Source organism: Zwartia vadi, from assembly GCF_030410375.1.
Classification (GTDB): Bacteria; Pseudomonadota; Gammaproteobacteria; order Burkholderiales; family Burkholderiaceae_B; genus Zwartia; species Zwartia vadi.
The window spans coordinates 169,026-193,792 of record NZ_JAUHHE010000006.1; the positions used below are offsets into that span (position 1 = coordinate 169,026).

Annotated in this window: 25 protein-coding genes; 11 read left to right on the top strand and 14 right to left on the bottom strand. The window is 48.0% G+C overall.

The annotated features are described in order from the left end of the window. Positions 1 to 14 precede the first annotated feature (14 nt). Positions 15 to 608: a hypothetical protein gene (locus tag QWY27_RS07235; RefSeq protein ID WP_290196179.1), complete on the top strand. Its 594-nt coding sequence runs from the start codon at positions 15 to 17 to the stop codon at positions 606 to 608. Positions 609 to 624: 16 nt separating this feature from the next. On the opposite strand, the gene QWY27_RS07240 is transcribed toward QWY27_RS07235, so the two are convergent. The 12 genes from QWY27_RS07240 to QWY27_RS07295 all read right to left on the bottom strand — a co-directional run bounded on the left by QWY27_RS07240 (position 625) and on the right by QWY27_RS07295 (position 13,136). Next, positions 625 to 1,125, bottom strand: coding sequence for a hypothetical protein (locus tag QWY27_RS07240; RefSeq protein WP_290196181.1), 501 nt, complete (start codon positions 1,123 to 1,125; stop codon positions 625 to 627). Continuing rightward, positions 1,122 to 1,751, bottom strand: coding sequence for a hypothetical protein (locus QWY27_RS07245; RefSeq protein ID WP_290196183.1), 630 nt, complete (start codon positions 1,749 to 1,751; stop codon positions 1,122 to 1,124). The genes QWY27_RS07240 and QWY27_RS07245 overlap by 4 nt, the downstream gene beginning before the upstream one ends. A gap of 18 nt (positions 1,752 to 1,769) precedes the next feature. Continuing rightward, positions 1,770 to 2,489, bottom strand: coding sequence for a hypothetical protein (locus QWY27_RS07250; protein WP_290196185.1), 720 nt, complete (start codon positions 2,487 to 2,489; stop codon positions 1,770 to 1,772). A 138-nt stretch (positions 2,490 to 2,627) separates the two neighbouring features. Next, a complete protein-coding gene (locus QWY27_RS07255) occupies positions 2,628 to 3,776 on the bottom strand; it encodes a linear amide C-N hydrolase (protein ID WP_290196187.1) in 1,149 nt (382 codons plus the stop codon). A 69-nt stretch (positions 3,777 to 3,845) separates the two neighbouring features. Beyond that, on the bottom strand, positions 3,846 to 4,526 hold the full coding sequence (locus tag QWY27_RS07260) for a response regulator transcription factor (RefSeq protein ID WP_290196189.1): 681 nt from the start codon (positions 4,524 to 4,526) through the stop codon (positions 3,846 to 3,848). A 30-nt stretch (positions 4,527 to 4,556) separates the two neighbouring features. After that, positions 4,557 to 5,693, bottom strand: a complete 1,137-nt coding sequence (locus QWY27_RS07265) for a linear amide C-N hydrolase (RefSeq protein WP_290196190.1) — start codon at positions 5,691 to 5,693, stop codon at positions 4,557 to 4,559. Between the two features lie 73 nt (positions 5,694 to 5,766). After that, the gene (locus QWY27_RS07270; protein ID WP_290196192.1) at positions 5,767 to 7,647 is read right to left on the bottom strand and encodes a sensor histidine kinase; all 1,881 of its coding nucleotides are present in this window, start codon (positions 7,645 to 7,647) and stop codon (positions 5,767 to 5,769) included. Positions 7,648 to 7,694: 47 nt separating this feature from the next. Continuing rightward, entirely contained in the window at positions 7,695 to 9,068 is a 1,374-nt protein-coding gene (gene accC / locus QWY27_RS07275) for an acetyl-CoA carboxylase biotin carboxylase subunit (protein ID WP_290196194.1), read from the bottom strand. Positions 9,069 to 9,074: 6 nt separating this feature from the next. Further along, complete coding sequence (locus tag QWY27_RS07280; RefSeq protein WP_290196196.1) at positions 9,075 to 10,556, bottom strand: CoA-binding protein; 1,482 nt, start codon at positions 10,554 to 10,556, stop codon at positions 9,075 to 9,077. 4 nt (positions 10,557 to 10,560) lie between these two features. Next, complete coding sequence (locus QWY27_RS07285) at positions 10,561 to 11,277, bottom strand: acetate--CoA ligase family protein (protein WP_290196198.1); 717 nt, start codon at positions 11,275 to 11,277, stop codon at positions 10,561 to 10,563. A gap of 37 nt (positions 11,278 to 11,314) precedes the next feature. Then, positions 11,315 to 11,536 carry an acyl-CoA carboxylase biotin carboxyl carrier protein subunit gene (locus QWY27_RS07290; RefSeq protein ID WP_290196200.1) on the bottom strand — a complete coding sequence of 74 codons (222 nt, stop codon included), beginning with the start codon at positions 11,534 to 11,536 and terminating at the stop codon, positions 11,315 to 11,317. A 64-nt stretch (positions 11,537 to 11,600) separates the two neighbouring features. After that, positions 11,601 to 13,136 carry an acyl-CoA carboxylase subunit beta gene (locus QWY27_RS07295; RefSeq protein WP_290196202.1) on the bottom strand — a complete coding sequence of 512 codons (1,536 nt, stop codon included), beginning with the start codon at positions 13,134 to 13,136 and terminating at the stop codon, positions 11,601 to 11,603. A gap of 150 nt (positions 13,137 to 13,286) precedes the next feature. Between QWY27_RS07295 and QWY27_RS07300 the strand changes: the two genes are divergently transcribed. The 9 genes from QWY27_RS07300 to QWY27_RS07340 all read left to right on the top strand — a co-directional run bounded on the left by QWY27_RS07300 (position 13,287) and on the right by QWY27_RS07340 (position 21,905). After that, positions 13,287 to 14,165 carry a TrmB family transcriptional regulator gene (locus tag QWY27_RS07300; RefSeq protein ID WP_290196204.1) on the top strand — a complete coding sequence of 293 codons (879 nt, stop codon included), beginning with the start codon at positions 13,287 to 13,289 and terminating at the stop codon, positions 14,163 to 14,165. 123 nt (positions 14,166 to 14,288) lie between these two features. Beyond that, positions 14,289 to 15,272 (top strand): tripartite tricarboxylate transporter substrate binding protein, encoded by a 984-nt coding sequence (locus QWY27_RS07305; RefSeq protein WP_290196206.1) that lies wholly within the window; start codon positions 14,289 to 14,291, stop codon positions 15,270 to 15,272. 30 nt (positions 15,273 to 15,302) lie between these two features. Continuing rightward, positions 15,303 to 16,268: a Bug family tripartite tricarboxylate transporter substrate binding protein gene (locus QWY27_RS07310; protein WP_290196207.1), complete on the top strand. Its 966-nt coding sequence runs from the start codon at positions 15,303 to 15,305 to the stop codon at positions 16,266 to 16,268. A gap of 74 nt (positions 16,269 to 16,342) precedes the next feature. Further along, a complete protein-coding gene (locus QWY27_RS07315; protein ID WP_290196209.1) occupies positions 16,343 to 17,239 on the top strand; it encodes a LysR family transcriptional regulator in 897 nt (298 codons plus the stop codon). Positions 17,240 to 17,357: 118 nt separating this feature from the next. After that, positions 17,358 to 18,134, top strand: a complete 777-nt coding sequence (locus QWY27_RS07320; protein ID WP_290196211.1) for a putative hydro-lyase — start codon at positions 17,358 to 17,360, stop codon at positions 18,132 to 18,134. Between the two features lie 84 nt (positions 18,135 to 18,218). Beyond that, positions 18,219 to 19,265 carry a TRAP transporter substrate-binding protein gene (locus QWY27_RS07325; RefSeq protein ID WP_290196213.1) on the top strand — a complete coding sequence of 349 codons (1,047 nt, stop codon included), beginning with the start codon at positions 18,219 to 18,221 and terminating at the stop codon, positions 19,263 to 19,265. Between the two features lie 10 nt (positions 19,266 to 19,275). Continuing rightward, on the top strand, positions 19,276 to 19,884 hold the full coding sequence (locus tag QWY27_RS07330; RefSeq protein WP_290196215.1) for a TRAP transporter small permease subunit: 609 nt from the start codon (positions 19,276 to 19,278) through the stop codon (positions 19,882 to 19,884). After that, positions 19,881 to 21,167 carry a TRAP transporter large permease gene (locus QWY27_RS07335; RefSeq protein ID WP_290196217.1) on the top strand — a complete coding sequence of 429 codons (1,287 nt, stop codon included), beginning with the start codon at positions 19,881 to 19,883 and terminating at the stop codon, positions 21,165 to 21,167. The genes QWY27_RS07330 and QWY27_RS07335 overlap by 4 nt, the downstream gene beginning before the upstream one ends. Before the next feature lie 51 nt (positions 21,168 to 21,218). Next, entirely contained in the window at positions 21,219 to 21,905 is a 687-nt protein-coding gene (locus QWY27_RS07340) for a DUF2848 domain-containing protein (RefSeq protein ID WP_290196219.1), read from the top strand. A gap of 14 nt (positions 21,906 to 21,919) precedes the next feature. Here QWY27_RS07340 and QWY27_RS07345 read toward each other — a convergent pair whose 3' ends face one another. Beyond that, positions 21,920 to 23,482 (bottom strand): recombinase family protein, encoded by a 1,563-nt coding sequence (locus QWY27_RS07345; protein ID WP_290196221.1) that lies wholly within the window; start codon positions 23,480 to 23,482, stop codon positions 21,920 to 21,922. A gap of 117 nt (positions 23,483 to 23,599) precedes the next feature. On the opposite strand from QWY27_RS07345, the gene QWY27_RS07350 reads away from it, so the two are divergent. Further along, a complete protein-coding gene (locus QWY27_RS07350; protein ID WP_290196223.1) occupies positions 23,600 to 23,977 on the top strand; it encodes a hypothetical protein in 378 nt (125 codons plus the stop codon). A gap of 55 nt (positions 23,978 to 24,032) precedes the next feature. Here the strand turns inward: QWY27_RS07350 and QWY27_RS07355 are convergent, their stop codons facing one another. Further along, on the bottom strand, positions 24,033 to 24,533 hold the full coding sequence (locus QWY27_RS07355; RefSeq protein ID WP_290196225.1) for a hypothetical protein: 501 nt from the start codon (positions 24,531 to 24,533) through the stop codon (positions 24,033 to 24,035). Positions 24,534 to 24,767: the final 234 nt, after the last annotated feature.

Genomic DNA, 24,767 nt, shown 5'->3' on the forward strand with positions numbered 1-24,767 from the left:
GGACATCCCTCCCCATGCCCAATACAGAGCGCTCAGTCGAAACGATCAATCAGCATGTTCAGTCGCTACTGAGCGAGTTTCAATGCCCTTATCAGTTTCACGAGGTCAGAGCCGCATTCATGGGGGCGATTGCAAGTCCCTATGTCGTAGATCCGATCTTTGAATTGAATGCCTTATGGGACGGGGAGTTTCCTGAGCTCGCATCACAAGAGCAACTCGACGCGGTCACACAAATATTTTTGAAAGATTTGTGGGGCGTGCTCGCTGCGCATGCGCACGAAGATGCTCCAGCCCCCTTTAGCTTGACACCTCTTGGCAAAGCAACCTCCCTGAGCGTACTTAAACAACAGGCACAGACAAGAGGGGAAGAGCTTGATGCCTTTCTGACTGGATTTTTTCAAGATCAAGAAAAACTCGAACTTGATGAAGAGGTCAGCGAGAGCCTCGATATCCTCGAGGAACTCGTTCAGATGTACACCGACATTGTTAACATGAACGAGGAAACCTCACTGGGTACCACCGAGCTTTCCGATCTCGCCGACAATATGCTCAAGATGACCGACATGGCCGAGCTGGAGATCAATCACTTGATTGCGACCTTTGCGTAAATCAGGTCTTAGATAATCAAGGTGCATCAGGGGTCGTTGATTTTAAAATCGATTTGTACAATTTTCTGGTGATGATGGAAACCATTGAGATCATCGAAGAAGTCGCAATCGCAAACGAGAACAAGCCCGAGAAGGCGATGTAAAACGCGAGGGATTTCCAGCCTGTTGGCAGGATGTCCGAAAAGATTCCGAGTGTGGTGTAACTACTGCCTGCAAACAGCATGGAGAGGCGAATATCATCGATCAGTCCCGCCCCATACAAAGCGAGGGTCCAGATCAGTATTGAACCAATCTGCACAAGCGACATGAGTAACACTGCAATGACAAATAGAATCACGAGGCCAAGAGAGCGCCCATTGTCAAGCTTGGCCGAGGATTTCATGAACCATAGAAAAATGCGAATAAAGAATATTGCATTGATCACAAGCACTATCGCGAGAAAGATTAAACCGAACGCAGCATCCCTGAATACTTGCTCTGAAAATTGATTGAGGTCAACCGCTTTCGTCGTTGTCATTTATTTCTCTGAATCGCAATAGTGTCGTGTACAGCCTTACATGCCTGTATCATTTTTCGTAGTTGCTCACGATCTTCGTCGTTTAACTTTTCAGTGTCAGGGCGCGACTGAAACGTAAATTCGGACTGCTCCATCTGCCGCACAAACTCGATGGCATCTTTAGCTTTAACCTGACGATCACCAGGAATCAAGCTATAGACTGCAAAGTAAAGCGAGACAAGACTTCGATTTTCAAGCTCGGGGGATAAAGGGAAAATACTTTTAAACAGTCCTTTCAGTCCCTCTTTGGCCTGGCCGACAGTTTGAGCATGACGCAAAATGTATTCCATATTGTCGAGTCTATTTTGTATCTCGAAAAGATGGACGACGAGCTGTTTATGATTTTGCTCACGGATTTGATAGTTGTGTTGAAACTGCTGAATCAATGCTGCGCCAGTGGTCAGCACAACTGACGAAAGCAACCACATCCCCACAGAGCTATTCAAAAAATCCATCAGCTTTTCCGATAAACCAGAGCCGTTGGACTTAGAAGATTCTGATTTTTTTGAGGCTTCGATTTCTTCACGTATTTCTTGCCGAAGCATTTCTTCAGCATGGATGCGTTTAATGTCTTCGGCACTAGGCATCAGATTTCTCTCAACAGATTAGTTAGGAATACTCGTGGTCAAACTCAGGTAGGCCCCCCATCCTTTCGCACTCGAAGGTATTGTTGAAACCATGTAGGTAGGCCCTATTTGATACTGCCAATGCAGACCCATCACTTTAACGGTTTTCCCGCCACTTAACGTCAATTGATTGGTCGTATTCCTGGCTTTATAGTCAAAATTAATCTGACTCGACAAATTAAACGTCCAGCCATCATTGGTTGTATATGAAACCGTAGGCTGAGCATTCAAAATACTCGCAGAACCGCCCGACATATCACTGCCAATACCCCAAGAGTTGTACATCCCGACGCCAATCACCCAGTTGTCAGGCGTATAAAAAGCACCGGCCGAGAACCCGACGCCCGTCTGCCTGGAACCATTCAGCGCGCTTGAAGCAGGTGCTTGATAATAAGGACCGATACCAACGTACCAGTCACCGGCGTATCTTGGCGCAAAAAAAGTCGCGAGCTGAACAGGTTGTAATTGATTGATCGCCTGAGGGTAATTGATGTTGCGATTGAACGTCAGCATGGGATTCAAAAGCAACTGCAGATTTGACCCGAGATCCAGCGGGATGATCGGCTGAAATTCGAAAGAACTTTGCTGAGAGCCGTTATTACTGCCGATTTTCTGGTTGTAGTTATAAGAAAACGGAAGCTGAACTTGCGGATACAGTTTATTTTGCATCCGCTGTCCCGCTCGGGCGGCTTCGCTCATAGCGCTTTTCGTCCCTTGTGCGAGTAGCGATCCAGGGACGATTAGTGACAACAGGCAGAGGATTTTAATAAACACATTCATCCGCTAATTATGCGACAACTAAGAATAGCTGTCGCATGATTATTGACCTACCCGTCTTTACTTCAAAAACAAATCCGTCGCGTCAAGATTGCCATACGCGTTGATCGTGCTGAATTTCACTTCTTTTACTTGTTTCAGCGCCGCAAGCTTGCGGACATCAAATTTGGCAAAATTAATGCTATTAATCGTGCGCAAATAAAAGTGCCCGCGGCTCAAGTCATTCATCGTCGTGAAATAAGTCGACTCAGAAGAAATTTTATGTGCCGCAAATGCCTCCGCCTTGCTGGCCGTTCCGGGCAAATCCGCCGAAATATTCTTGGGCCGATCAAAGTTATTCATGACATGCGAAAGTGTCTTAATCGCTTGATCAGGCGTCTCGGCTTTGTGCACAAAGTTGGAATAGTAGGCCGCTTTAACGAAACGTCCAACGGAGGTTTCAACCGAAGGCAGTGAGGCCATATTGCCTCCACTATCTGACGAGGCAACTTTTAGGTTATTAAACTGCCCTGTGTTCTTATCAATATTCGTCAGGTAAGCATAATTATTCATATTCTTGAGGTGCCATGGGAACGGAGGATCGTTCGTCATGACAGCGACGGGATTGTCGTACACCGATGTTTTGCCATCCGTAAACTCGATCACAATGGAGCCACCCGCTTTATCGTATAAAGCAAAATGCAAGGGTGCGTAGAGGTTTGCCATACTTGGGATTCTGGGCAACCAGACTTCTACCTCTTTACTTTCCAACGCCTGCTTCACCTGCTGGACGTTTTGGAAATTACCCAATGCCCAAGTCCCCACGTCGGCAGCAGACAAAATCTTATCCGCTGGCCCGGTGGGAACAGGCGGGTTATTTTCGATGAGGGCATTGGTGGTAATGGTGAGACCCTGATCGTTGACTGCTTCGTGAAGCGTACCTTGTTTAGCATTAGCAACCAGGCCATTGAGTGTCACACTTAAAATACCGTACTTGGTGTTAAAAGTTTTGCCCGGCTTGCCATCGGGTGTCATCGACTCAATACGCGTACCCGCTGGGTAGTACGTCATGGCGTCAGGCTGTTGACCGGCAAACTCGTTGGTCCTGCCCTGATAAACATTACCTTGCGCATCGCGGATGCTCAGTACGGTGCACGCAAACGTATTCGCGACAGTAGAAAACACCAGACAAGTCGAAAGTAGTAATTTCGATACGAGTTTTAATTTCATTTCAAATCCCTTTGGTTTTAAGCTGGCAATATTCTTGACTATCTAAAGACATATTCAACGCTGCATCACTCATGGATCAATGCGAATCGCCTGCGTCAACTGATAACCCTCCGATCGCATCGATTTGATTAAATTTTCAGGAACGCCTATTTCAGCAAGTTTTTTACGCAACCTGAAAACCTGGAGCTCAAGTTGACTTTTAGCCTGCTCGTTCGAACTTCTCTCCGTAACCTCATAGAGTCGCCAATAGGGCAATCTATGATCAGCGGCCATTGCGAGGGCTTTGAGTAGCGCGACATCTGCTTTGCTCAAACTCACCACACCTTCCCCTGATAACAATCGCATCCCCAAGACACTCAGCACAAGTTCTACGCCATTGTTCGTATCAGTTTGAAGCCGTCTTTTGACAGCTTTTACAGCGGCCGATAATTCTGCGGGAGAAACTGGTTTGCACAAGTAGAAGTCTGCTCCACACTCGTAACCACGGATACGATCCGCCTCTGTCGTTCGCGCAGAAAGCATGATGATATTGATATTTGGGTCTGCGGCACGTACTCTTTTGGCAATATCAAACCCAGACTCTCCCGGCAGGTTTACATCCAACACAAGCAAATTAATATGCCCCTCTGCCAAGTGCTCATCTAGCTCTTCACCGCAGGAAACTGCACTGGCATCAATGCCTTCCTGGACTAACGCATCCAGGAAGACTTGCCTCAAATCCAGATGGTCTTCGACTACGACGACTCGCATCTTTGGGTTTGCTCGATTGTTAACAAACAATTACTTGCTGGAATAAAAAAGCTTGAAAGCATCCGCACCCGCTTTGTCTACATCATATGCCGAGATAGATTTAACTTGCTTGATATCCTTCAGTTTATTCATATCGACAACAGACCAGTTCATCGCATTAATTGAGCGAACGTAGAAGAGGCCGCGCGATAGGTCTTTTACAACCGTCCAAATGGTGACCTCACTCGATCTCGGACTCGTTCGCACGCCATCTCCCGTCCCACCTGCTCCATCTACGGTCAGATCGTATGGTCGGTCAAAATTGTTCATAATGTGCGCAAGGGTCGTCACCGCATCGTCTGGTGTTTTCGCCTTGCGTACATAGTTTGCATAAAAAGCCGCTTTTACAAAACGACCTTGAGAGGTTTGCGCCGAAGGCAACGCTGTTAAGGCGATACCGCCATCTTGCGTCGCGAGCTTGAGCTTGCCAAGTTGTCCTGTATTTTTATCGACGTTCGTAAAAGTGTAATTGCTCAGGTTTTCCAAATGCCACTTAAATGTTGGGCCATTCGTCAACACTCCAACAGGATTGTCATAGACATTGGCTTTACCATCCATAAACTCAATCACGATTGAGCCGCCTTGCTTGTCATTGATCGCATAATGCTGAGGCAGAGGCGCATCCGGATCGAGTGACTTGACGACAGGCACCCAGATTTCAGTGCTGCCATTTGTCATCGCTTGCTTGACTTCATTGACCGTCTTGAAATTTCCCAAAATCCAGGCGCCTAGATCACTGGCCGACAAAATTTTGGCATTGTCTTTACCAACGGATGGCGAAGTTGTCCCGGTCAACCAATTCATCGAAAAACTCAGCCCCTGGTCGTTCATACCCTCGGCAAACGTGGTCTGTTTAGCTGTTTCAATAATTGGCGCAGTCATACCAAGAATGGCGTACTTTGTATCAAATGTTAGTCCTTGCGAACCAGAAGGTGTGAAAGAGATGATTTTCGTGCCTGGTGGAAAATAAGACATGGAGTTTGGAATAAGCGCGCTGTATTCCAGTGTTCTTCCATGATATCCACGACCTTCTGCATCAGTGATCAAAATTGATGTGCACGCCACTGCCTGACTGAGCGAGGCAAAGGTCATGGAGACAGCGGTAAGAATGCCGACTAATTTTTTCATTTTCAATTTCACCTTTTAGTACATTGAAACCAGTTTTCTTCAAATGTACCTATTTGCTGAAATAGAAACTTTCTTAAACTTTCATATCCCTAGTAGGGATATAGGCTATAAAGCGTACGCTTGTATCGCTGGGAAAATAATCAATCGATCCGTCTAAAAGGGTCACAAGAGATTTCACCAAATAGAGTCCGAGTCCTGAACCCGTTCGTTGGTGCGCCAGCGCGGAACGGTAATACTTGTTAAATACTTGCTCAGGATTGGGGAATCCGGCACTCCCGACTGAATTTTCAACTTCAATTGAAATATTCCCCACTTCTTGCGCTAAAGTCATCCTCACTGGGCTGCCAGGCGGGCTGTATTTGAGTGCATTTTCAAGCAAATTTGAGACAATCACACGTACAAGCTGCGGATCTGAGCAAAGGTTCAAATCGCCCACCACCGTTACGTGGATACGCTCCCCTTCAGGCAAAGACAAACCCACGCCTTTGATCAGCTCAGGCAAATCAATTTTTTCTTGCTGAATGGCGATCCGCTCATCCTCAAGCCGCTCGACTTGCAAAAGCCTTTCGATAATAGCGTCCATATCCGTCACTGCACGCTCAACAAGCTCGTGCGTTCTTTTTGGGAGTGCTTGCGCGCCTACAGCCATGCGTACGACAGAGAGCGGCGTTTTCATTTCATGAGCCAACATTTTTAGAAAATTCGCCTGCTCTGTGCGTTGCGCGCGCTCCTTGCTCACCTCAATTTCCGCAAGCTCCAAACGTCGCTGCTTTTCCTGCTGATATTTAGACAAGCGCTGTAATCGCACCTGAACCAGGATCATGAGCGTAAAACTGGTGAGCAAAGGATGTGCCAAATTGAGATATACAAAAGAGTCGTTCCCTGACGACGCACCCATCAAAGGCAATCGATGCAAGAGGGCCAGCGAACAAGCCAAACCATACACAATAATCAGAAAGGCCTTGGAACATAAAGGCTGCTCATCAGCCGGAGCGGAGCGCGCCTGCGCCCACGCCCTTGTCGACAACGCACTGGCAAAAGCAAGAAAAATTGCGGCAGCAACAATCACCGAGCTCAGTCGTGCCGCCTCGTTAGTTTTACCAAGAGCGACCAGAAGAATCTCTATCGGGAAAGACAACAGCAATCCTGCGTGAAGTTTTGATATCCATGGGTTGGGCTTGAACTCATGGAGCAACTTCCAATCGAACGCAATCACAGTTGCAATGAACAAGAACGCAATCAGGTTAGTGGCTTGATCAATCCAACTCGGCGGCACCCAACCCGAGGAGAACACGCGTAAATAGCCCAGTACTGCAAGCGCGTAAGCGATCACGACTATTTCACGAATGAGATAAAACGTCAGCAACTGATCTTTTTTGTGGATGCGTGTCAGTGCCGCCCAACCAAAACACACAAAAAGTGCAGACAAATAGAGCATCGTCAGAAACTCTTGAAAGCGATCCGCTGCGCGCACCTGCTCAGGCGTCATGACCTCGATAAAGGTCAAGGTGCTTACTGTCGCTTTGATTCGGAACCAGATATCGCGAGGCGCTGAGCCGACTGGTATGACAAAATTCAGATTCAGAGATCGATACTCATCATCCGCCCAATCGTAATAATCACCTGTAACGCGTACTTGATCTTTTGCGGCAAGAGGATCGTAAATCCAAATCCGATCTTGATAGGGCGGCCGAATCCGCACCACCAGATGTTGAATGGAGGAGTCATTCAACACAGTCGGATCAATGCGCAAACGAATCCAGAAAGCCGACTGGCTGTAACCCTTTGAAAAAAGTTTTGTCGTTAAAGGTTGCGCCTGCGCCTGCTTGACCTCGGAAAGCGTCATCGTGCCGGACGGATCCTCCACCCACGCGCGCTCTGTCACCAAATCATTGGCTTGCGCCTTGAGCGCAAGGCATGCAATGACAAGTAAAAGAAAATATCTAAATATCATGGTGGAGCAAGATTACTTCACCGTCACTAAATAGTCGATCTCAAGACCTACAGAAGCTGTCTCATGGGATGTTTGGCATACATTTGTTCTTTGATGAACTGAGTATAGACATCATTTTGTACAAAAGCCTCTTCGGACAGTAAGCGCTGATGGAAGCTGAGTGTCGTGGCGATGCCCTCAATGCGAGTCTCGAGGAGCGCACGCTTTAGGCGAGAGATCGTTTGCTGTCTATCCCGTCCAGTCACGATTATTTTCGCCAGCAACGAATCATAATGTGGTGGAAGGTCGTAACCAGGATAGACATGCGTATCGACACGTACGCCTGGTCCTGCCGGCATTTGAAACACGGTAACCTTTCCGGCACAAGGTATGAAAGCTTTGGCCGGATCCTCTGCATTGATTCTGACTTCTATCGCATGGCCTCTCAAACAAATATCCTCTTGTTTGAGCGCAAGAGGCTCTCCCGCTGCGATGGAAAGCTGTAGTCCAACCAAATCGATGTTTGTCAACATTTCCGTCACAGGGTGCTCTACCTGAATACGGGTATTCATTTCAATAAAATAAAATTCTCTTGTACGAGGATCAACAATAAATTCGACCGTTCCCGCACTGCGATATCCTAGTGATTGACCGAGCTGCTTGGCTGCTTGACGGATGCCCTCCTGGAGCTCCTGTCCCAAAATACAAGCGGGACCTTCTTCAAGTAACTTTTGATGTCTTCGCTGAATGGAACAGTCCCGATCGCCAAGATGGATCACCTCTTTTCCATCTCCGAAGATTTGCACTTCTATGTGACGGATTCTATCCAGGAATTTTTCAATATAAATTTCGCCAGACCCAAAAGCCGCTTCGGCCTCCTTCTTTGCGCGTCCAATATTATCTTTGAGCTCTGTCTCGTTACGAGCCACACGCATGCCTCGACCGCCACCGCCAGCCACAGCTTTAATGACGACGGGATAGCCCACTTTGTTTGCAATATCCAAAGCCTGCTGATCTGACTGCACTGTATCTTTTGATCCTGAGCTCACTGGTACACCCGCTTGTTGGGCGCACTGCCGAGCACGAACCTTGTCTCCCATTAAACGAATCGTGTCAGGAGAAGGCCCAATGTATATCAATCCGGCGTCTTCGACCGCTTGCGCGAAATCGGCATTTTCCGATAAAAATCCATAGCCAGGATGAACGGCGTCTGCGCCGGTTTGCTGTGCGGCACGTATCAGTGCCGCGCCATTTAAATAACTTTCCGATGGCTTGGGGCCGCCGATACAAAGAGCCTCATCGGCCATATAAACTGGCGTTGTCTCACGATCGGCCTCGGAGTATGCCTGGACAGTCTGAATACCCGCATCACGGCACGCGCGAATGATACGGACGGCGATTTCTCCACGACTGGCGATTAATACTTTTTTAAGAGCGGGCATGTTCACTCACAATCCATTAGTTCGATGACTAAAATATGTTCCGTATCTTTTTAAGGCACCTAGCGCGCGAGCGGCTGAGGACAAATCCTGAAATGTCGGAATGCCCGCCTGCATGGCTGTCAACGCATATTTCTGGCGCTGCTCTTCATAGTCCGACTGACCGGTAGAGCGCAAAACCAGAAACAAACTTGTTTCACGATTTAATGAGTTGTGTAGCTTAAGTACCATGCTCATGAGCTCGCTCATGAGCTCGCCATTTCGATAAGGCAGAATCACTGGCAGGTTTAAATGAATCAACACAATCTCGGGTCGATCTTCGTCAATCACTATCTTGAGTAATTTTTCGAATAGCTTCCCACCAAAACGATTCAAAATATTCGCGGGAAAATCGAGCGGATTTTCTAAACTTGCCCCTGCAGAAATACCGAGCGCGTCGAGTTTGATCGCGGTATCGGTGCCGATCGCCGGAAGCTCGATACCCAGTCGGCCCAGGGCATCAGACGCCAATACGCTCGCACCGCCCCCATTGCCGAATAAAACAACATTTCCACAAAACGGCTTCTTTTCCGTTGCCCAGTTTTGAAACGCCACGAGTGAATCGATGAATTCCTCCAGCGATTCCACAAGCACCGACCCGGTTTGGGAAGCGAGGGCCCTCCAGACCTGATCATTGCCAGCTAGAGAGCCTGTATGAGAGACGGCCGCCCGTTGGCCCTGTTCAGTTCTTCCGCCCTTGAGTATGACAACAGGCTTTCTGGCTTTCGCCGCGCGCAAGATTTCGAAGAAACGCCTGCCCTCATGAACCGTTTCAAGATATGCGCCGATTACCCGAACGCGAGGATCCGACAGATAATATTCCAACAAGTCACAAGGTCCGACATCCAGACAGTTTCCTAGCGAAACAACGCCTGTGAAGCGAACGCCACGATATTCGCCATGTTTAATGATATCGACCGACAGTCCGCCACTTTGGGAAAAAATTCCAACCGATCCGGCTGGTGCACTTTGGCCCTCTACGAAAGTCATTCCCGCCGAGGGTGAGTACACGCCAAGACAATTAGGACCCAGTAAACGCACCCGGCCAATTCGCAACGCATCCACTAACGCGGCTTGCAAGGCTTCACCTTTTCCGCCTTCACCAAATCCGCTGGACATGACTTGCGCAAACCTGACTCGGCCGCCAGCGTTTGCAATCAAGTCTGGGACCCTCTCCGCAGGAATGGCAATAAAAGCATAATCAATCGGCTCTGGCGTCTCGGCAAGACTGGGATATGCAGGCAAGCCCTCTAGTTCGGACTCGCTGGGATGGATAGGATAAATAATTCCCTTGTAACCCGAGCGACGTAGCCGTTGTATGAAACGATTACCCTGACCCTCCCCTTTGTTTGACACGCCGGCGACAGCAATCGTCCGCGGGTGAAACAAGGGATCGAAATTGATTGGAGCGCTCGTTTCTTGAGCACGATTGAGATTAGACAAGCTCTGCATATTTCTAACACTCTGCCAAAACTATTCGCGCATCCAAGGCGATTACGCCTTGGGCAGTGGCCAACAAGGGATTGATATCCAACTCTTCAATGCTGTCTGCGAGCGTATAAAATAATCCCTGCTCTCCTCCGATAGTCATCAATGTTTCCACAATAACCTCATCGGGAACGTTGATGCCACCTCGAGCGCCTTTGAGTAAAGACGCCCCACGCAGATCTTGAATCATTTCACGTGCGTCGGCTTCGGTGATTGGACAAATCCTGAATGTCACATCTTGTAAAACCTCAACAAATATCCCGCCTAACCCGAACATGATCACCGGGCCAAAGGTTTCGTCTCGGTATCCACCGACGACAATCTCATGGCCTTTATCCACCATTTCCTCTAATAAAAATCCATCAATGGCATAGCCTTGGTCTCGACACCTTTTTGAGATCTCGCGCATTGACGCCTTGATTGACTCCGCGTCGCGCAAACCCAATACGACCGCTCCAAAATCCGATTTATGCAAGACCTCGGGGGAAATGAGCTTGAGCACAACAGGACCTGAAAATTGTCGGAATGCTTCGTCTAGCTCGGCCTCCGTATGCACGACCATAGACTGTGGCGCGCGTATCCCATATCCCTTTAAAACACGCTTGGCAGTCGGCTCATCCAGAGCGCTTCTTCCATTTGTCCTGGCCTGTGCGATTAACTGACGCGCCATCTCAATTGAATCCATCTCTCCCCCGGTCAACTATTCCATACTTAATGAATCGTTAAACTTCGAGGGTTACAACGACATCGCCTTCTGAGATTGACTGGCCTTCGACCACACAGATCTCATGCACCACCGCATCTTCGCTCGCTGTGACCGGAATCTCCATTTTCATGGACTCCAGAATAACCAGCTCGCCATCCTCTTGTACCGAGTCGCCTTGCTTGACGAGCACCTTCCAAACTGTTCCAGTAATGTCGCTTTTGATTGAAATGATGGCCATATAACGTCTCCAAATAAGATTGGTTTTGAGGGCAAGTGTTTGCAAAAAGGACTGATGCCCTTATTTAATAACTGGTCGGCCAATTACTCAGACGATGTTGACCCACGCCCCGCGAAGGCCCCCTAGAATTTACCCCAAGCACTGCTTTTAAGTACTCACGCGTTTCGCTGGGTTCAATGACGCTCTGAATTTCGTAGAGAGCGGCGAGTGCCCACGGAGCGTTATCTTGCGACACATTTTCAACAAGTTGCAGAAAACGCGCAGGATCATCTTCATATCGCACTCCGTGCAATACATTCACAGCAGTCCCGGCATCCATGAATCCATAGTCCGCTTCTGGCCATGCCGCCGCATCATTACTGTTTCGGCCTCCGCCCATGTTGAGGTAGGCTTGACCGTAATTTTTTCTAAGCGTAATAGTGATTTTCGGAACAGTGACCTGTGCCAAGGCGTTCATCCAGTTGATAATGCGTCCAGGCGCTCCGCGTCGCTCACCGTCTATGCCTATCAAAAAGCCAGGTTGATCGACCAGAAAAATAATCGGGATATTGAACGAGTCACAAAACACTAAAAAACTCGTTGCTTTCGCGCAAGCATCCACATCGATGGAGCCACCCTTGAATTTTGGATTGTTCGCAATCACGCCTACAGATTTACCATCGATTCGGCCCAATGTAGTAACCAGTGACTTTCCAAAGCGCGGCTTCAACTCAAACATTGTGTCCTTGTCGAGCACGCGACGAATCACCTCACGACTATCGTAAGTTTTTGATCTCGACTGTGGAACTATTTCATGAATATCATGCAGCCCATCGTCAGAGCCTTCAGGTACTGCAGCCACGGGCGGCGCTTCACCCTGATGACTCGGCAAGTAGCTTAGGAATTTCTTGATTGTCTCGAGCGCCTCTTCATCCGTATCAACAGCCACATCCACAAATCCTGTGGTCGCCGTATGTAATTTCCATCCGCCAAGCTCTTCAGGATCCACGCTTTGTTTAATCGCGAGCTCTGTAACCCGTCCGCTTGCGACAGCCATGGTCGCGCCTTTTCTCATCACCACGAAATCGGACAAACATGAATACCATGTAGATGAGCCATAGCAACTGCCGAGTAGCGCGGATACCCATGGTGTGCGACGATCGCGCAGAAATTCCAACGGATCCTGTCCAAGAATGGCACGACCTTCTGCTCCCATCCGGTCTGGCATGCGCGCTCCGGCAGACTCGCCAAGCAAAATCAAAGGCATGCCCGAATCATTAGCAACGGCTCGGATATGCTTGATTTTTTTTCCATTCACGACACTACTTGACGCCCCAAGGACTGTGAAATCGTTGGATACGACAGCAACCGGTCGTCCGTGAATTTTTCCGAATCCCGTTATTTTTCCGTCTGCAGGCGTTTTATCGCGCGCCGCAGGCCGGTAGGAGGCCGCCAGTAAACCAGACTCATGAAAACTATCTTTATCAAGAAGATAATCCAGTCTTTCGCGGGCATTGAGAATATTTTGGGCGCGTCGTTTCGCGATGCGCTCTTCTCCGCCCATGGCCAGTGCTTTGGCTCGACGCTGCTGAAGTTCTGAGTGATTGTTTTCTTTGCTCATAGTATTGTGTTGATGCTCAATGAATGTGGAAATTATTGTAGTAGTCGAAGCTACTACTGTCAATCATGAATTATCATTGGATCTTGTCAGCCAACTCTGCGCGTCTCTTGCTGACCCTTATCCAACGCCGGAATATGATGGAAATTATTTATGTCAAAGCATGCCGTAAAAAAAACCACTTACAGCAGAAAAAATATTGACACCCCCGGTCCGATTCAAGACCTCCAAAGCCTAGGGTTCTCTGAATACGAAGCCTGCACATATATGGGCGTGCTGAGTAAAAACCCTGCTACCGCCTATGAAATCAGCAAGATCGCCGGCCTACAACGGGCAAACACCTATGCCGCTCTCGAGAACCTTGTAAAAAAACAAGCGGTTCAACCGATCAGTGAAAATCCGGTTCGTTATGTGCCAGTCGAGCCCAGTATCTTGCTCGAAAGGATTTCCTCCAATGTCAGTGGTGTCTGCGATCGCCTGCAACAAACGTTTAATGAAATGCAACCGCAAGAAAGTTCCGATGTCGTCTGGAGTATCGAAGGCGAAGAAAGAATTACCGCGAAGATCGATGAACTCATCGATCAAGCTAAAAGCCACGTCTGGATTAAAGCTTCGACTGGCGTTTTGCTCAAACACGCGCCACGCATGAAGAAGGCCGCTGCGCGTGGGGTCAAACTTGTTTTTGTCGTTTTTGGCGATGATGTGAAGTTTTTACGTTTTGGAAAAAATAGCAAAGTCTATCTTCACGAGGGAAATGGTCAACGTGTGGGAGGCGCTGACAATCTTTTTACTTTGGCGATCGACTATAAAATTGCTTTGACAGCCAGCCTCGACGCATCACTCACCGGTGCATACACAACCAATCCAGCCGTAGTGCGCATGGCGGAAACACTGATCCGCCATGATGTCTACATGGCTGAAATCATGTCCTTTCTTGGTCAAGACATTGAAAATCGATTTGGTAAAGGTTTGATCGAGCTCAGAAAAGAATTGTTTTCCCCCGAACAGATGGCACTCTTCAATGCAAGATAGCATTTAGCTTGTTTGTTTATGCTATGTCGTTACCGCACACTTATTGACTAGTAGCAGCCTATGGTACTACTATAAATTGACATTTAAGTTTGTGCGTACAAATCTAAAAATAGCTGGGGACAAATGATGCATAAGACATTTCTTTTCTGTGTGGCTCTCTTGTTTTCAAGTCTTGGCTTGAATAACGCCAGTGCCGAACGACAACAACCCGGACAAAACACCCAATTTATTGTGCCAGCAGGGGCTGGAGGTTCACTCGACATTGTCGCCAGAAAACTTCAAGAGCTCCTCATCAAAGAGAATCTTGTCAAAAATTTCGTCGTTTTGAATCGTCCCGGGGCGGGCGCCCAACTTGCGCTAAACGTACTCAATCAAAACGTAGGCGATCCAAATTATCTGATGACTTTACCGACGGCTATCATCAATAACAGCTATCTCGGTACGATTAAAACCACATATAAAAACTACACCCCTATCGCGATGCTGCTTGATGGATATGTCGGCGTCCTCGTTAGACAAGACTCTCCCTTTAAAACAGCTCAAGATCTGATTGACCATCTCAAAAAACAACCTAATAGTTTGAACATCGCGATTGCCGCCAGCCTGGGCAATGATGTGCATGTTGGGACGGCCAAGGCTTTGATGCTGGGGGGTGTTGACATCTCAAAGTTGACCTTTGTCCCTTTTAAATCTTCTTCAGAGTCAATCACGAATCTAATCGGCGGAAACGTAGACGTGGTCGGCGCAACGACGCCAACCATTATTCCAGCGCTTCAAAGCGGGAAAGTGCGAGTACTAGCCATTGGTTCGCCAGAGCGACTGCAAGGCCCGCTGAGCAACGTTCCTACCTGGAAAGAATTAGGCATCGACACCATCACCTCGTCACCGCAAGGCGTGATGGCTCCTAAAGACATCAGTCCTGAACAAATAAAGTTTTGGGAATCCGCGTTCAAACAAGTCACCCAAACAAAAGAGTGGAAGAACTTCCTTGAGCAAAACCAATGGGCTCCACGCTTCATGACTGCGGCAGAGACAAATGTCATGCTAGAAAATGAAACTGCAATGATTGAAAGTGTATTGAGCAAACTGCAAATCAAGAAAAACTAATTTCGCAGTGATTATTGGAGGATGACGGGCATGTTAAGCAATCCACTGAGTAAATCATTACTGGCACTCACCCTGGTTTTTTTTGCACTGACACCCATTGCCGCAGAAAAATACCCGAACAAACCGATTCAATTGATCGTTCCTTACACGCCCGGCGGAAACACGGATATTTTGGGTCGCTTAATCGCTCTAAAATTAGGTGAAGCCTGGGGCGCAAGAGTCATAGTGGAAAATCGTCCCGGCGCAGGCGGCACCATCGGTGTCAACATGGTTGCCAAGGCAAAGCCTGATGGTCATACACTTGCCTTAGCAGCTTTCGGAAACATTATCGTAGCCAAGAGTCTTTACAAAGATCTGCCTTACGATCCTGTCAATGATCTAGATCCAGTCATCTTGGTCGCGACTCCACCCACTATCTTGACTGCGACCGCTTCGCTCCCCGCAAACAACGTCAAAGAATTGATTGCATACGGCAAGGCCAACCCTGGCGTCCTGAATTACGGCTCCTCCGGCAAGGGAACATCCAATCATCTTTTTGCAGAACTCTTTAGTTCAATGTCCGGCGTTGATATGACCCATGTCCCGTACAAGGGGAGCGGTCCGGCCATTAATGATCTGGTCGCTGGTTTGACTCAGTTAAATTTTGCACCACAACCGCTCGTACTTTCATCGATAAAAACAGGCGCACTTAAAGCCCTTGCAGTGACAGGCGCTGAACGCATGCAAATGCTGCCGGATGTTCCAACGGTATCTGAGTCGGGATTGCCAGGTTATCAAGGACTAGGCTGGTTTGGTGTTGTGGCGCCCAAGGGAACCCCACCAGAGATTATCAACAAGCTCAATGTTGAAATCAATCGCATCTTAGAATCACCCGATGTGCGTAAACGCCTTACCGAAGAAGGGGCGACGCCCGTTGGCGGCTCTTCTGAGGATGCTAAACGCTCCATCAGCGAAGGCATTGAAAAATGGAAAGACCTCGCTTCCAAGGTTCAATAGCTGCAAGGCTTTATCCGTGATTTCGATTTGAATCTCTGGTATTGTCGTCATACCAATAATGATAGAGTCTCCATTTGATCGAAATCCGCAATCTTGAAACCTTTGTCTGGGTAGCAACACTGCGGAATTTCCGTGCGGCTGCCCAAAAACTCAATACGACTCAACCCGCGATCTCACAGCGGATCGCATCGCTTGAAGCAACGCTCGGCGTCAAGCTGTTGGAGCGCAATACTCGTGGCGTGACCCTGACAGCGAAGGGTGGCGAGTTACTCGCCCATGCGCAGGGTATGCTGGATCTCAAGCAGGAAATGATGGATGCTGCGCGAAGCACCAAGACCATTGCTGGTCAGGTCAGGCTTGGCGTATCAGAGACCATCGTACAAACTTGGTTGCCTCGCTACCTTGAGGAAATACACGCACGTTATCCGGAGCTCAACGTTGAACTCGAGGTCGATACCTCGCCGGTGCTACGCGAGCAGATTCGATCCCATCATTTGAATTTGGCTTTTTTGATGGGACCTATTTTGGCTCCAAACGTTGAAAATATTCCGCTTTGCCAATATCCTCTGGCGTGGCTAGCCAGCCCGAAATTGGGTTTGCATCGCGAGAAAGCCACGCTTGCCCAGATTGGCGCAAACCCTGTCATCACTTATCCCGCGACCAGTCAGCCACACCAGTTTGTCAGAGACTTATTGACCGACTCAGGCATACACTCGCCTCGCATGTATGGCAGTGCTTCGCTTTCAGTAGTTGTGCGCATGACCTTGGATGCGATCGGTGTTGCAGTCATCACGCCCGTATTTTTACAGGACGAAATTCGCGCGGGAAGTTTATGTCTGCTCGATGTCGCGGACCATTTGCTGCCCGATTTAGCATTTACTGCATCGTGGTCCCGCGGTCCTGATGAACATATCGCAGCGACCCTTGCAAAACTCGCTCAGCAGATCGCCGAAAATAATCAAATAGTCTAATCATCCCCCCGCCTCACTGATAAATATTTCTTATCAGTCCTGATTGGAAAGCACGATTGGACAGGTTTTAACGTCTGACGTCGAATAGGAGCTTGTGATTTTGCTTCTAGAGGATCGTATGCTGCCGTCGCAACAGGTTCGTCAAAACATCCGCCAAGGTAGATTTACCCAGCCGACTGCAGGTGCAGCCCCGGGTTTTGTTCAGGCCAATCTGGTTGTATTGCCTAAATCGCTTGCAGCCGATTTCCTGCTGTTTTGTCAGCGCAATCCAAAGCCCTGTCCACTGCTTTCAGTCTCTGATCCAGGCAGTACTTTTTTCCCGGGTTATGGCGAAGATCTCGACATCCGTACTGACGTTCCGCGTTACAGAGTGTGGCGAAACGGAGAGTTGATTGACGAGGTCACAAACGTGTCGTCTTACTGGCGTGACGATTTGGTGAGTTTCGCGATTGGATGCTCTTTCTCGTTTGAAGAAGCCCTAGTGGCTGAAGGCCTGGATGTCCGGCACATCTCCTGCGCGTCCAATGTTCCGATGTACCGAAGCAACATCGCGACACAGTCTGCCGGACCCTTCCATGGACCGATGGTGGTTTCAATGCGACCCTTCAAGCCCGCTGACGCTATTCGTGCGATTCAGCTGACCTCGAAGTTTCCTTCCGTGCATGGTGCGCCTGTTCACTTGGGTGATGCCTCATTGATCGGTATTCATGATTTGGGCAAACCCGATTTCGGCGAGCCGGTCGAAGTGCGTACTGGTGAGATTCCTGTTTTTTGGGCCTGTGGAGTCACGCCGCAAGCTGTATTAATGGCATCGAAGCCAGAATTCTGTATGACGCATGCGCCGGGGTACATGTTGGTGACTGACAAGTTAAATGCCCAGTTGGCCATTCTCTAAAAAATTAAAGCAGTTGAAAACTGTGTCGATTGCATGCGGGAGATCGATCCAGGCTTTACACCCCGTTATCTAGGAGACTCACTGATGAAAACGCTAATGATGGCAGCTCTAAGTGCTGCTGTAATGATGACCTCTCACGCAGTTGCGCAAGAGCTGCCACGCACGCAGTTGAAAGTGGTTGGTGGCTTGAGCAATCTGACAGCCTATAAAGATTTTGAGCAACCCTTTTGGACTAAGACGATTCCCGAACTATCGAAAGGTCGCGTCACTGCTGAAATTCAGGGATTCAACCAGATGGGATTGAAAGGTCCTGAACTGATGCGTCTGATTGGCCAGGGTGTCATTGAGTTTGGTACGGCCACTTTGTCATATTTCGCAAGCGACAACCCAATCAACGAGGCGATTGACTTGCCTGGCTTGGCCCCTGATGTCAAAACTGCGCGCGAAGTCACCAACTTGTTCGAACCTGTCTACGCAAAGCTTTACGGTGGCAGCAATAACGTCAAGATCCTTGGTTTGTCGCCATACCCCGCGCAAGTCATTTTTTGTAATGCGCCGATCAAAGACCTGAGCGACTTGAAAGGCTTGAAAGTCCGCACCAGCAGTCGTACACAAGCCGAGTTTGTACAAGCGCTCGGCGGTACGAGTGTGACAATCGCCTTTGGTGAAGTCGTGCCAGCATTACAAAACAAGGTTGTGAATTGCGCGATTACAGGCTCGTTATCTGGCTACTCTGCCAAGTGGTACGAGGTTTCGACGCACTTGCTTGCCTTGCCAATTAACTGGAATCAGCAAATCCATGCCGTGAATCAAAAGGCATGGGACAAGATTGATCCAAAGGTTCAGGCGTTTTTGCAATCGAACATCAATAATCTGATGAATACGATGTGGAACGCAGCCAACGAGCAAACAGAGCAGGGCTATGCCTGCAACACCGGTAAAGCCGCCTGCCCGTTTGAGGTCAAGGGAAAAATGACGCTTGTCACCCCTTCGGCTGCAGACAAAGCGATGTTGGATAAATTACTTGTCGATGTGATTTTGCCAAAATGGGCGGCACGTTGTTCTGCTCAGTGTGTGGCCGATTTCAATGCCACGATTGGTAAGAAACTGAATGTAGTCGCCAAGAAATAAGAGGACGGACATGCAAGCACAACAGTTGTCAGGACTCTCTTATGCCCATCGCATTTCCAGATGGGGGGTATGGGGTGGGGGAATTTTGACACTGTTGAGTGCAGGCTTAGTATGTTTTGATGTCATCGTCAGAAAGGTTTTTTCCATCTCGATCGGGGGTGCGGATGAGCTTTCTGGTTATGCATTTGCGATCAGCACCACATGGTCGTTCGCGCTTGTGGTGCTGGAGCGTGCAAACGTCCGTGTGGATGTTTTTTATCAGCATTTTTCTGTACGTCTCGCCGCTATTTTTGATTGGTTGTCACTCGTTGCGCTGGCAGTGTTTTTAACGTTGCTCACACGTTATGCATATGAAGTCGTCGCGACTTCCTGGTTACAGAGCTCGACCGCTAATACTCCTTTGGCGACGCCATTATGGTTACCTCAGGGCTTGTGGTTTATTGGTTTAGCATGGATGGTCGTGGTGCTTGCGCTCATGCTCGAGCGTGCCAGTCGTGCGCTTGTCACAGGTAACTATCAACTCGTCAATCAAATCGCAGGTGCCCGTTTGTCGCAAGATGAAGCGCAAGAAGAAGCCCTCGCAGGCAAACGTCGCGTGATGGAGGATCGCGCATCATGATAGCTACTGCTCTGACAATCCTATTGGTTTTGATCGGCCTGAGTATCCCCGTTGGTGCAGCGCTTGGCGTGCTTGGAATCGCATTGGATCAAATGTATTCGATGTTGCCGCTCTCACGCGCAATGGGCGAATTGGCATGGACGACAAATACCGAGTTTTTGTTAGTCGCCATTCCCTTATTCATTCTTCTGGGTGAGTTGTTATTGCGTGCGGGTTTTGCCGAGCGTATGTATTCAGCACTGAGTTTGTGGCTGTCCTGGCTGCCGGGTGGGTTGATGCACGCAAACATTGGAGCCTCTGCATTGTTCGCTGCGACGTCTGGCTCAAGTGTTGCCACTGCCGCGACCGTCGGAACGGTTGCGCTTCCGCAAATTGCGAAGCGTGGATACAACGAATCCTTGTTTTTAGGAAGTATCGCCGCGGGCGGCACCCTTGGAATATTGATTCCTCCATCGATCAATTTGGTGATCTATGGCGTATTGACTAATTCTTCGGTACCCAAGCTATATCTCGCAGGAATTCTGCCCGGATTGCTCTTGGCGGGCCTATTCATGCTGACAATCGTTTTGGCCTGCATGTACAAGCCTGCTTGGGGAGGTCAGCGCATACAAGCCAGCTGGTCTGAACGTATGCGCTCCTTGATTCATCTACTACCCCCCATGGGAATTTTTTTATTGGTGGTGGGCTCTATTTACGCGGGCGTGGCGACGCCGACTGAGGCTGCCGCACTCGGCGTGCTGGGGGCGATGATTTTGGCTGCTGCCTATCGTCGTCTGACGCTCGCCATGGTGCGTGAGTCGCTTGAAAACACGATGCGATCATCGGCGATGATCATGCTAATCGTTGTGGGTGCAAGCTTTCTTAATTTTGTGATGTCTGCAACGGGCCTGACCTCTGCTTTAACCAATGCCATCACAGGGCTTGGTTTCTCGCCCTACACCATGCTTTTACTGCTAGTGGTCTTTTATCTGGTGTTAGGTTGTTTCATGGAAACGTTGTCCATGATGATTACAACGATTCCGATCGTCGCGCCTGTCATGATTGCACTGGGGTTCGATCCAGTCTGGCTGGGAATCATGATCATCGTACTGGTCGAGGCTGCGCTGATTACCCCTCCTGTGGGCTTGAACCTGTTTGTGGTGCAAAGTCTACGCACCAGTGGCTCGATGACGCCTGTCATTATCGGTTCGATCCCCTTCGTCATCGCAATGATGTTGCTACTTTTATTGCTTGCGCTCTTTCCGGCCTTGGCCCTTTGGTTGCCACAACTCTTTGCGGTTTGAAACTATTTTTATTCTTAGAATATTCTTAGAGTCATTTTTTACGGAAATATCATGCATTTGAAATTTAACTTGCTGTCTTTAGATGGCTCTAAAGAGTCAGTCACAACCGATATCACTCAAATGGTCATCGCAGGTTGGGCGGGACGTGATCAAGCCGCGATCGAACATCATATCGAAGAGTTGGCGGCGATTGGTGTGCCAAGACCAAGTTCTGTTCCGCTATTCTATCGTGTGGCGAGTCAGACACTCACTCAGCGTCCTACGATTGAAGTTGTGGGGCAAGAGAGTTCGGGCGAAGTGGAAGTCTTCGTTTTTATGCATCGAGGCGAGTTACTTGTTTCTTTGACTTCTGACCATACCGATCGTGGCCTAGAGACAGTCAGCGTCGCGCTGTCAAAACAAGTTTGTTCTAAACCCGTCGGTTCGGATGCCTGGCGTTTTCAAGATGTCGCCGCGCACTGGGATCAGTTGCGAATCGAGTCGCACATCACTGAAGGCAGTCAGCGTGTTCAGTATCAAGCCGGCCACTTGTCCGCCTTACTGCATCCCTTGGACCTGATTGCTCGCTATACAAAGGATGGACAGTTGCCCGAGGGGACTGCGATGAGTTGCGGTACTGTCGGCACACAAGGGGCGATCAGGCCTGCTGCGCATTTTGAAATGAGTCTGATCGATCCAGTGCTGAATCGATCACTCATGCATGCGTATGGCATTGATGAATTGGCTAAAGTGAGTTGATGCATTTTGTCTGCCTAATTTTTCAACGCTTGTAGATGCAGGCGTTGGAAGGTTCGGAGAAATACGGAAGGCTCGATTACTCCACCGTCACCGAATAGTCGAACTATGTCGTCTGGGCTTGTCTGCAAAGATACGGGTGATTCCCCCATGATATTACCCTGATCTTTGATTCTGGCTTCGGAGAGAGACTCAGAGGTCTCATTGAGGTGATTCCCGTTGTTTGCAGAGGAACTTTTCCTTTCCCTGATTGTGTTGATGACTCGTTGCGTTGCCTCAGAGAACGTGACATGCAAAGTGTGCTTCTTTGTCTTCTCGTCGAAATGGACTGTGGTTGATGAGATCATCTTGTTAATGATGTTCTTTCGATCAACGTCATTTAATAGTTCAAGCTGTTCTTCAGTCATCCAGCTAATCTCGTCACCTAGTAACCCAACTCGATCATGATGGATCTGGTCTTCTGTACTCTCAACGACAGTTTTAATCGGGGATTGATCTCGGATTTCTCGAAGAGTTGTCTTGATGAGGTTCCAAACACACTGGTTCGTCTTTTCAATATTGACGGATCGAACCATCGAACACTCAATACCCCGTTTCCATTTCGGATGGTCTTCTCCCCTCGTCTTCCAGCTTCGTTCTTTCTTGACGCAGTAGTAAACGCTTTGATTTCCTGCCTTGTTGATCCTTCCTCCCATCATTGATCCGCAATGCCCACAAGACAAGATTCCCCTCAACAAATAAAAATGCTTGGTTGCCTCAGGTTGCAGTTTTCTTTCCCGTACTAATCGTCTTTTGTCTTGTGCGATCTGAAATAAATGAGCATCAATGATTTGCGGTGCTGGGATGCGTACTGTTTCACCAACCATCTTGTCACAATAGTCGTAGTACCCGCTGTATACAGGGTTTCTCAAAATCAACTGGATCGAACCCAAGGACCATTGGGTGTTACCTCTTCTGGTCATCACCCCTTGTCTTGATAGTCTGGTCTGGATTTCCTTGACTGATATACCCTGACAGTACCAACCAAACATACTCTTTACCCATTCACTTTCAAACGGATCTATTTCTAATTGTCGATTGGTCAGTCTGTAACCAAAGGGAGGTGGTCCGCCTTTCCAATTCCCTTGCTGAATCTTATGAAACTTCCCTAACCTTGATCGTTCAGATCGAATCCGATTGTCGTACTGACTGATTTCACTCAATATTCCCAACATCAAATCATCAACGGGGTTCTTAAGCTTCATCTGTCCAGATGCAGAGTGCAAGGTCACCCCATGAGACAGGAGCTTGTATCGAATTACAGCCCAAGTCTGTTGGTTTCTCGACAATCGGTCTGTGTTGTATACAAACAGGTTCTTTACTGATCCCGATTCAATCAAGGTCAGAAGACTCACGAGGACTGGTCTGTTCTTTAAGTCGTCAAACGAACTCGACTGTCCTCCCTCGTTCCATAGTCGAGGTTCAAACCCCAGTTCTTCTGCTCTCCTTATGCCAAGTTGCTTCTGGCTTTCCAAGGAAGTTCCGTCCTCTTGCTGTGCGGTTGAGGATACCCGTGTGTAGATGTGAAGTGTCTCTTTCATACTCACACCTTCCCCTAACTTTTACTCACAGACAACGGTTCAATTCACCATTTTCAATCGTTGTCTTTATTTCAATTCCAAGGGAATGTTATCGGGTCATTCTTATGGAGAAATCACATGACACGTGTCATCGAACAGTCGTTATCACTTGTACCTGTTACTAAACCCAAAACCATCAATCCAGTAGTTCAACGTCGAAGTCGTTTATTGAAGTCCATTCGTCGTCAACAAACTCTTGTTGAAGCTTATAAAAGCGGTGAAAAAACCTTCCGTACTTGGTTCTGGATGAATGAAGACGGCAAGATTTATCTTCAAATCAAATACGGGAAAATGGCTCTTGAATTGGGCAAGGGCAAGTTCGCAATTCAGTGCAATAGCTTGGATGACGTCATCAGCAATCTCGGGATTGTCGAGACTCTGGTTAATAAGGGGGAGTTTGATGCGATGTTGACTACTATCAGCAAAGATATTCGGTCAAAGTTCGCTAAGGGATGATTGTTGAATTCCACGCAAAAAGTCGTGGTGAACAGTCCACCACGACCCTTACTGCCTATCTGAGCCGAGAAGATTCGGTTAAATTTTTTGGCATAACAATCCAATTTGACGCAAATTGTAATGACGGACTACTTTCAACGTCCTCTTCAAAATCATCCATTACAGTAGTGTTGAATACTTTCGTATCAAACACCTCTCCTATCGTTAACGATTCAAAACAATCTTTTAAACCATCTTCATCATGTCGAAAAATAACATTTCGATGAATTTCTAAATTTCGAATAAGGGCTATTGATCTTAAATACGTTATTTGCTTCATTAATGACACCGCAGAAAATATCGCCCCTTCGAATGGACCACTTAAATTTAGTCGCAAATAACAATTCTCTTCGTTTTGTAAAACCTCCACTTCTGCACGAATTTTGTATTTCAATTCATCCGCATCTTCTAATGTAAAAATAATTTCTAAGTTTTCGTCTGTTTCCTCCTTTATAAATCGTAGACAGGATTCCAGATCTCCGTAAAAAACGATTGCATGGTCTTGATAGTCACTCATAACTGCTCCTTTTAAGATATTCAATGTTTGTGGTTTGTTTTGTTTTCCACCACAACATCAGTATCTCAAAACGACTATATAAAACACATTGTCTTTAAAAATAGTACTGACCTGTCCCAACTTTTTCGATCCAAGATAACTTGAGACAATGGCCTCTTCGAGAGTGAGAGGCAAATGAAGAAGACGCGATACAGCGATGAACAGATTGTTCGGATTCTGCGGGAAACGGACAAA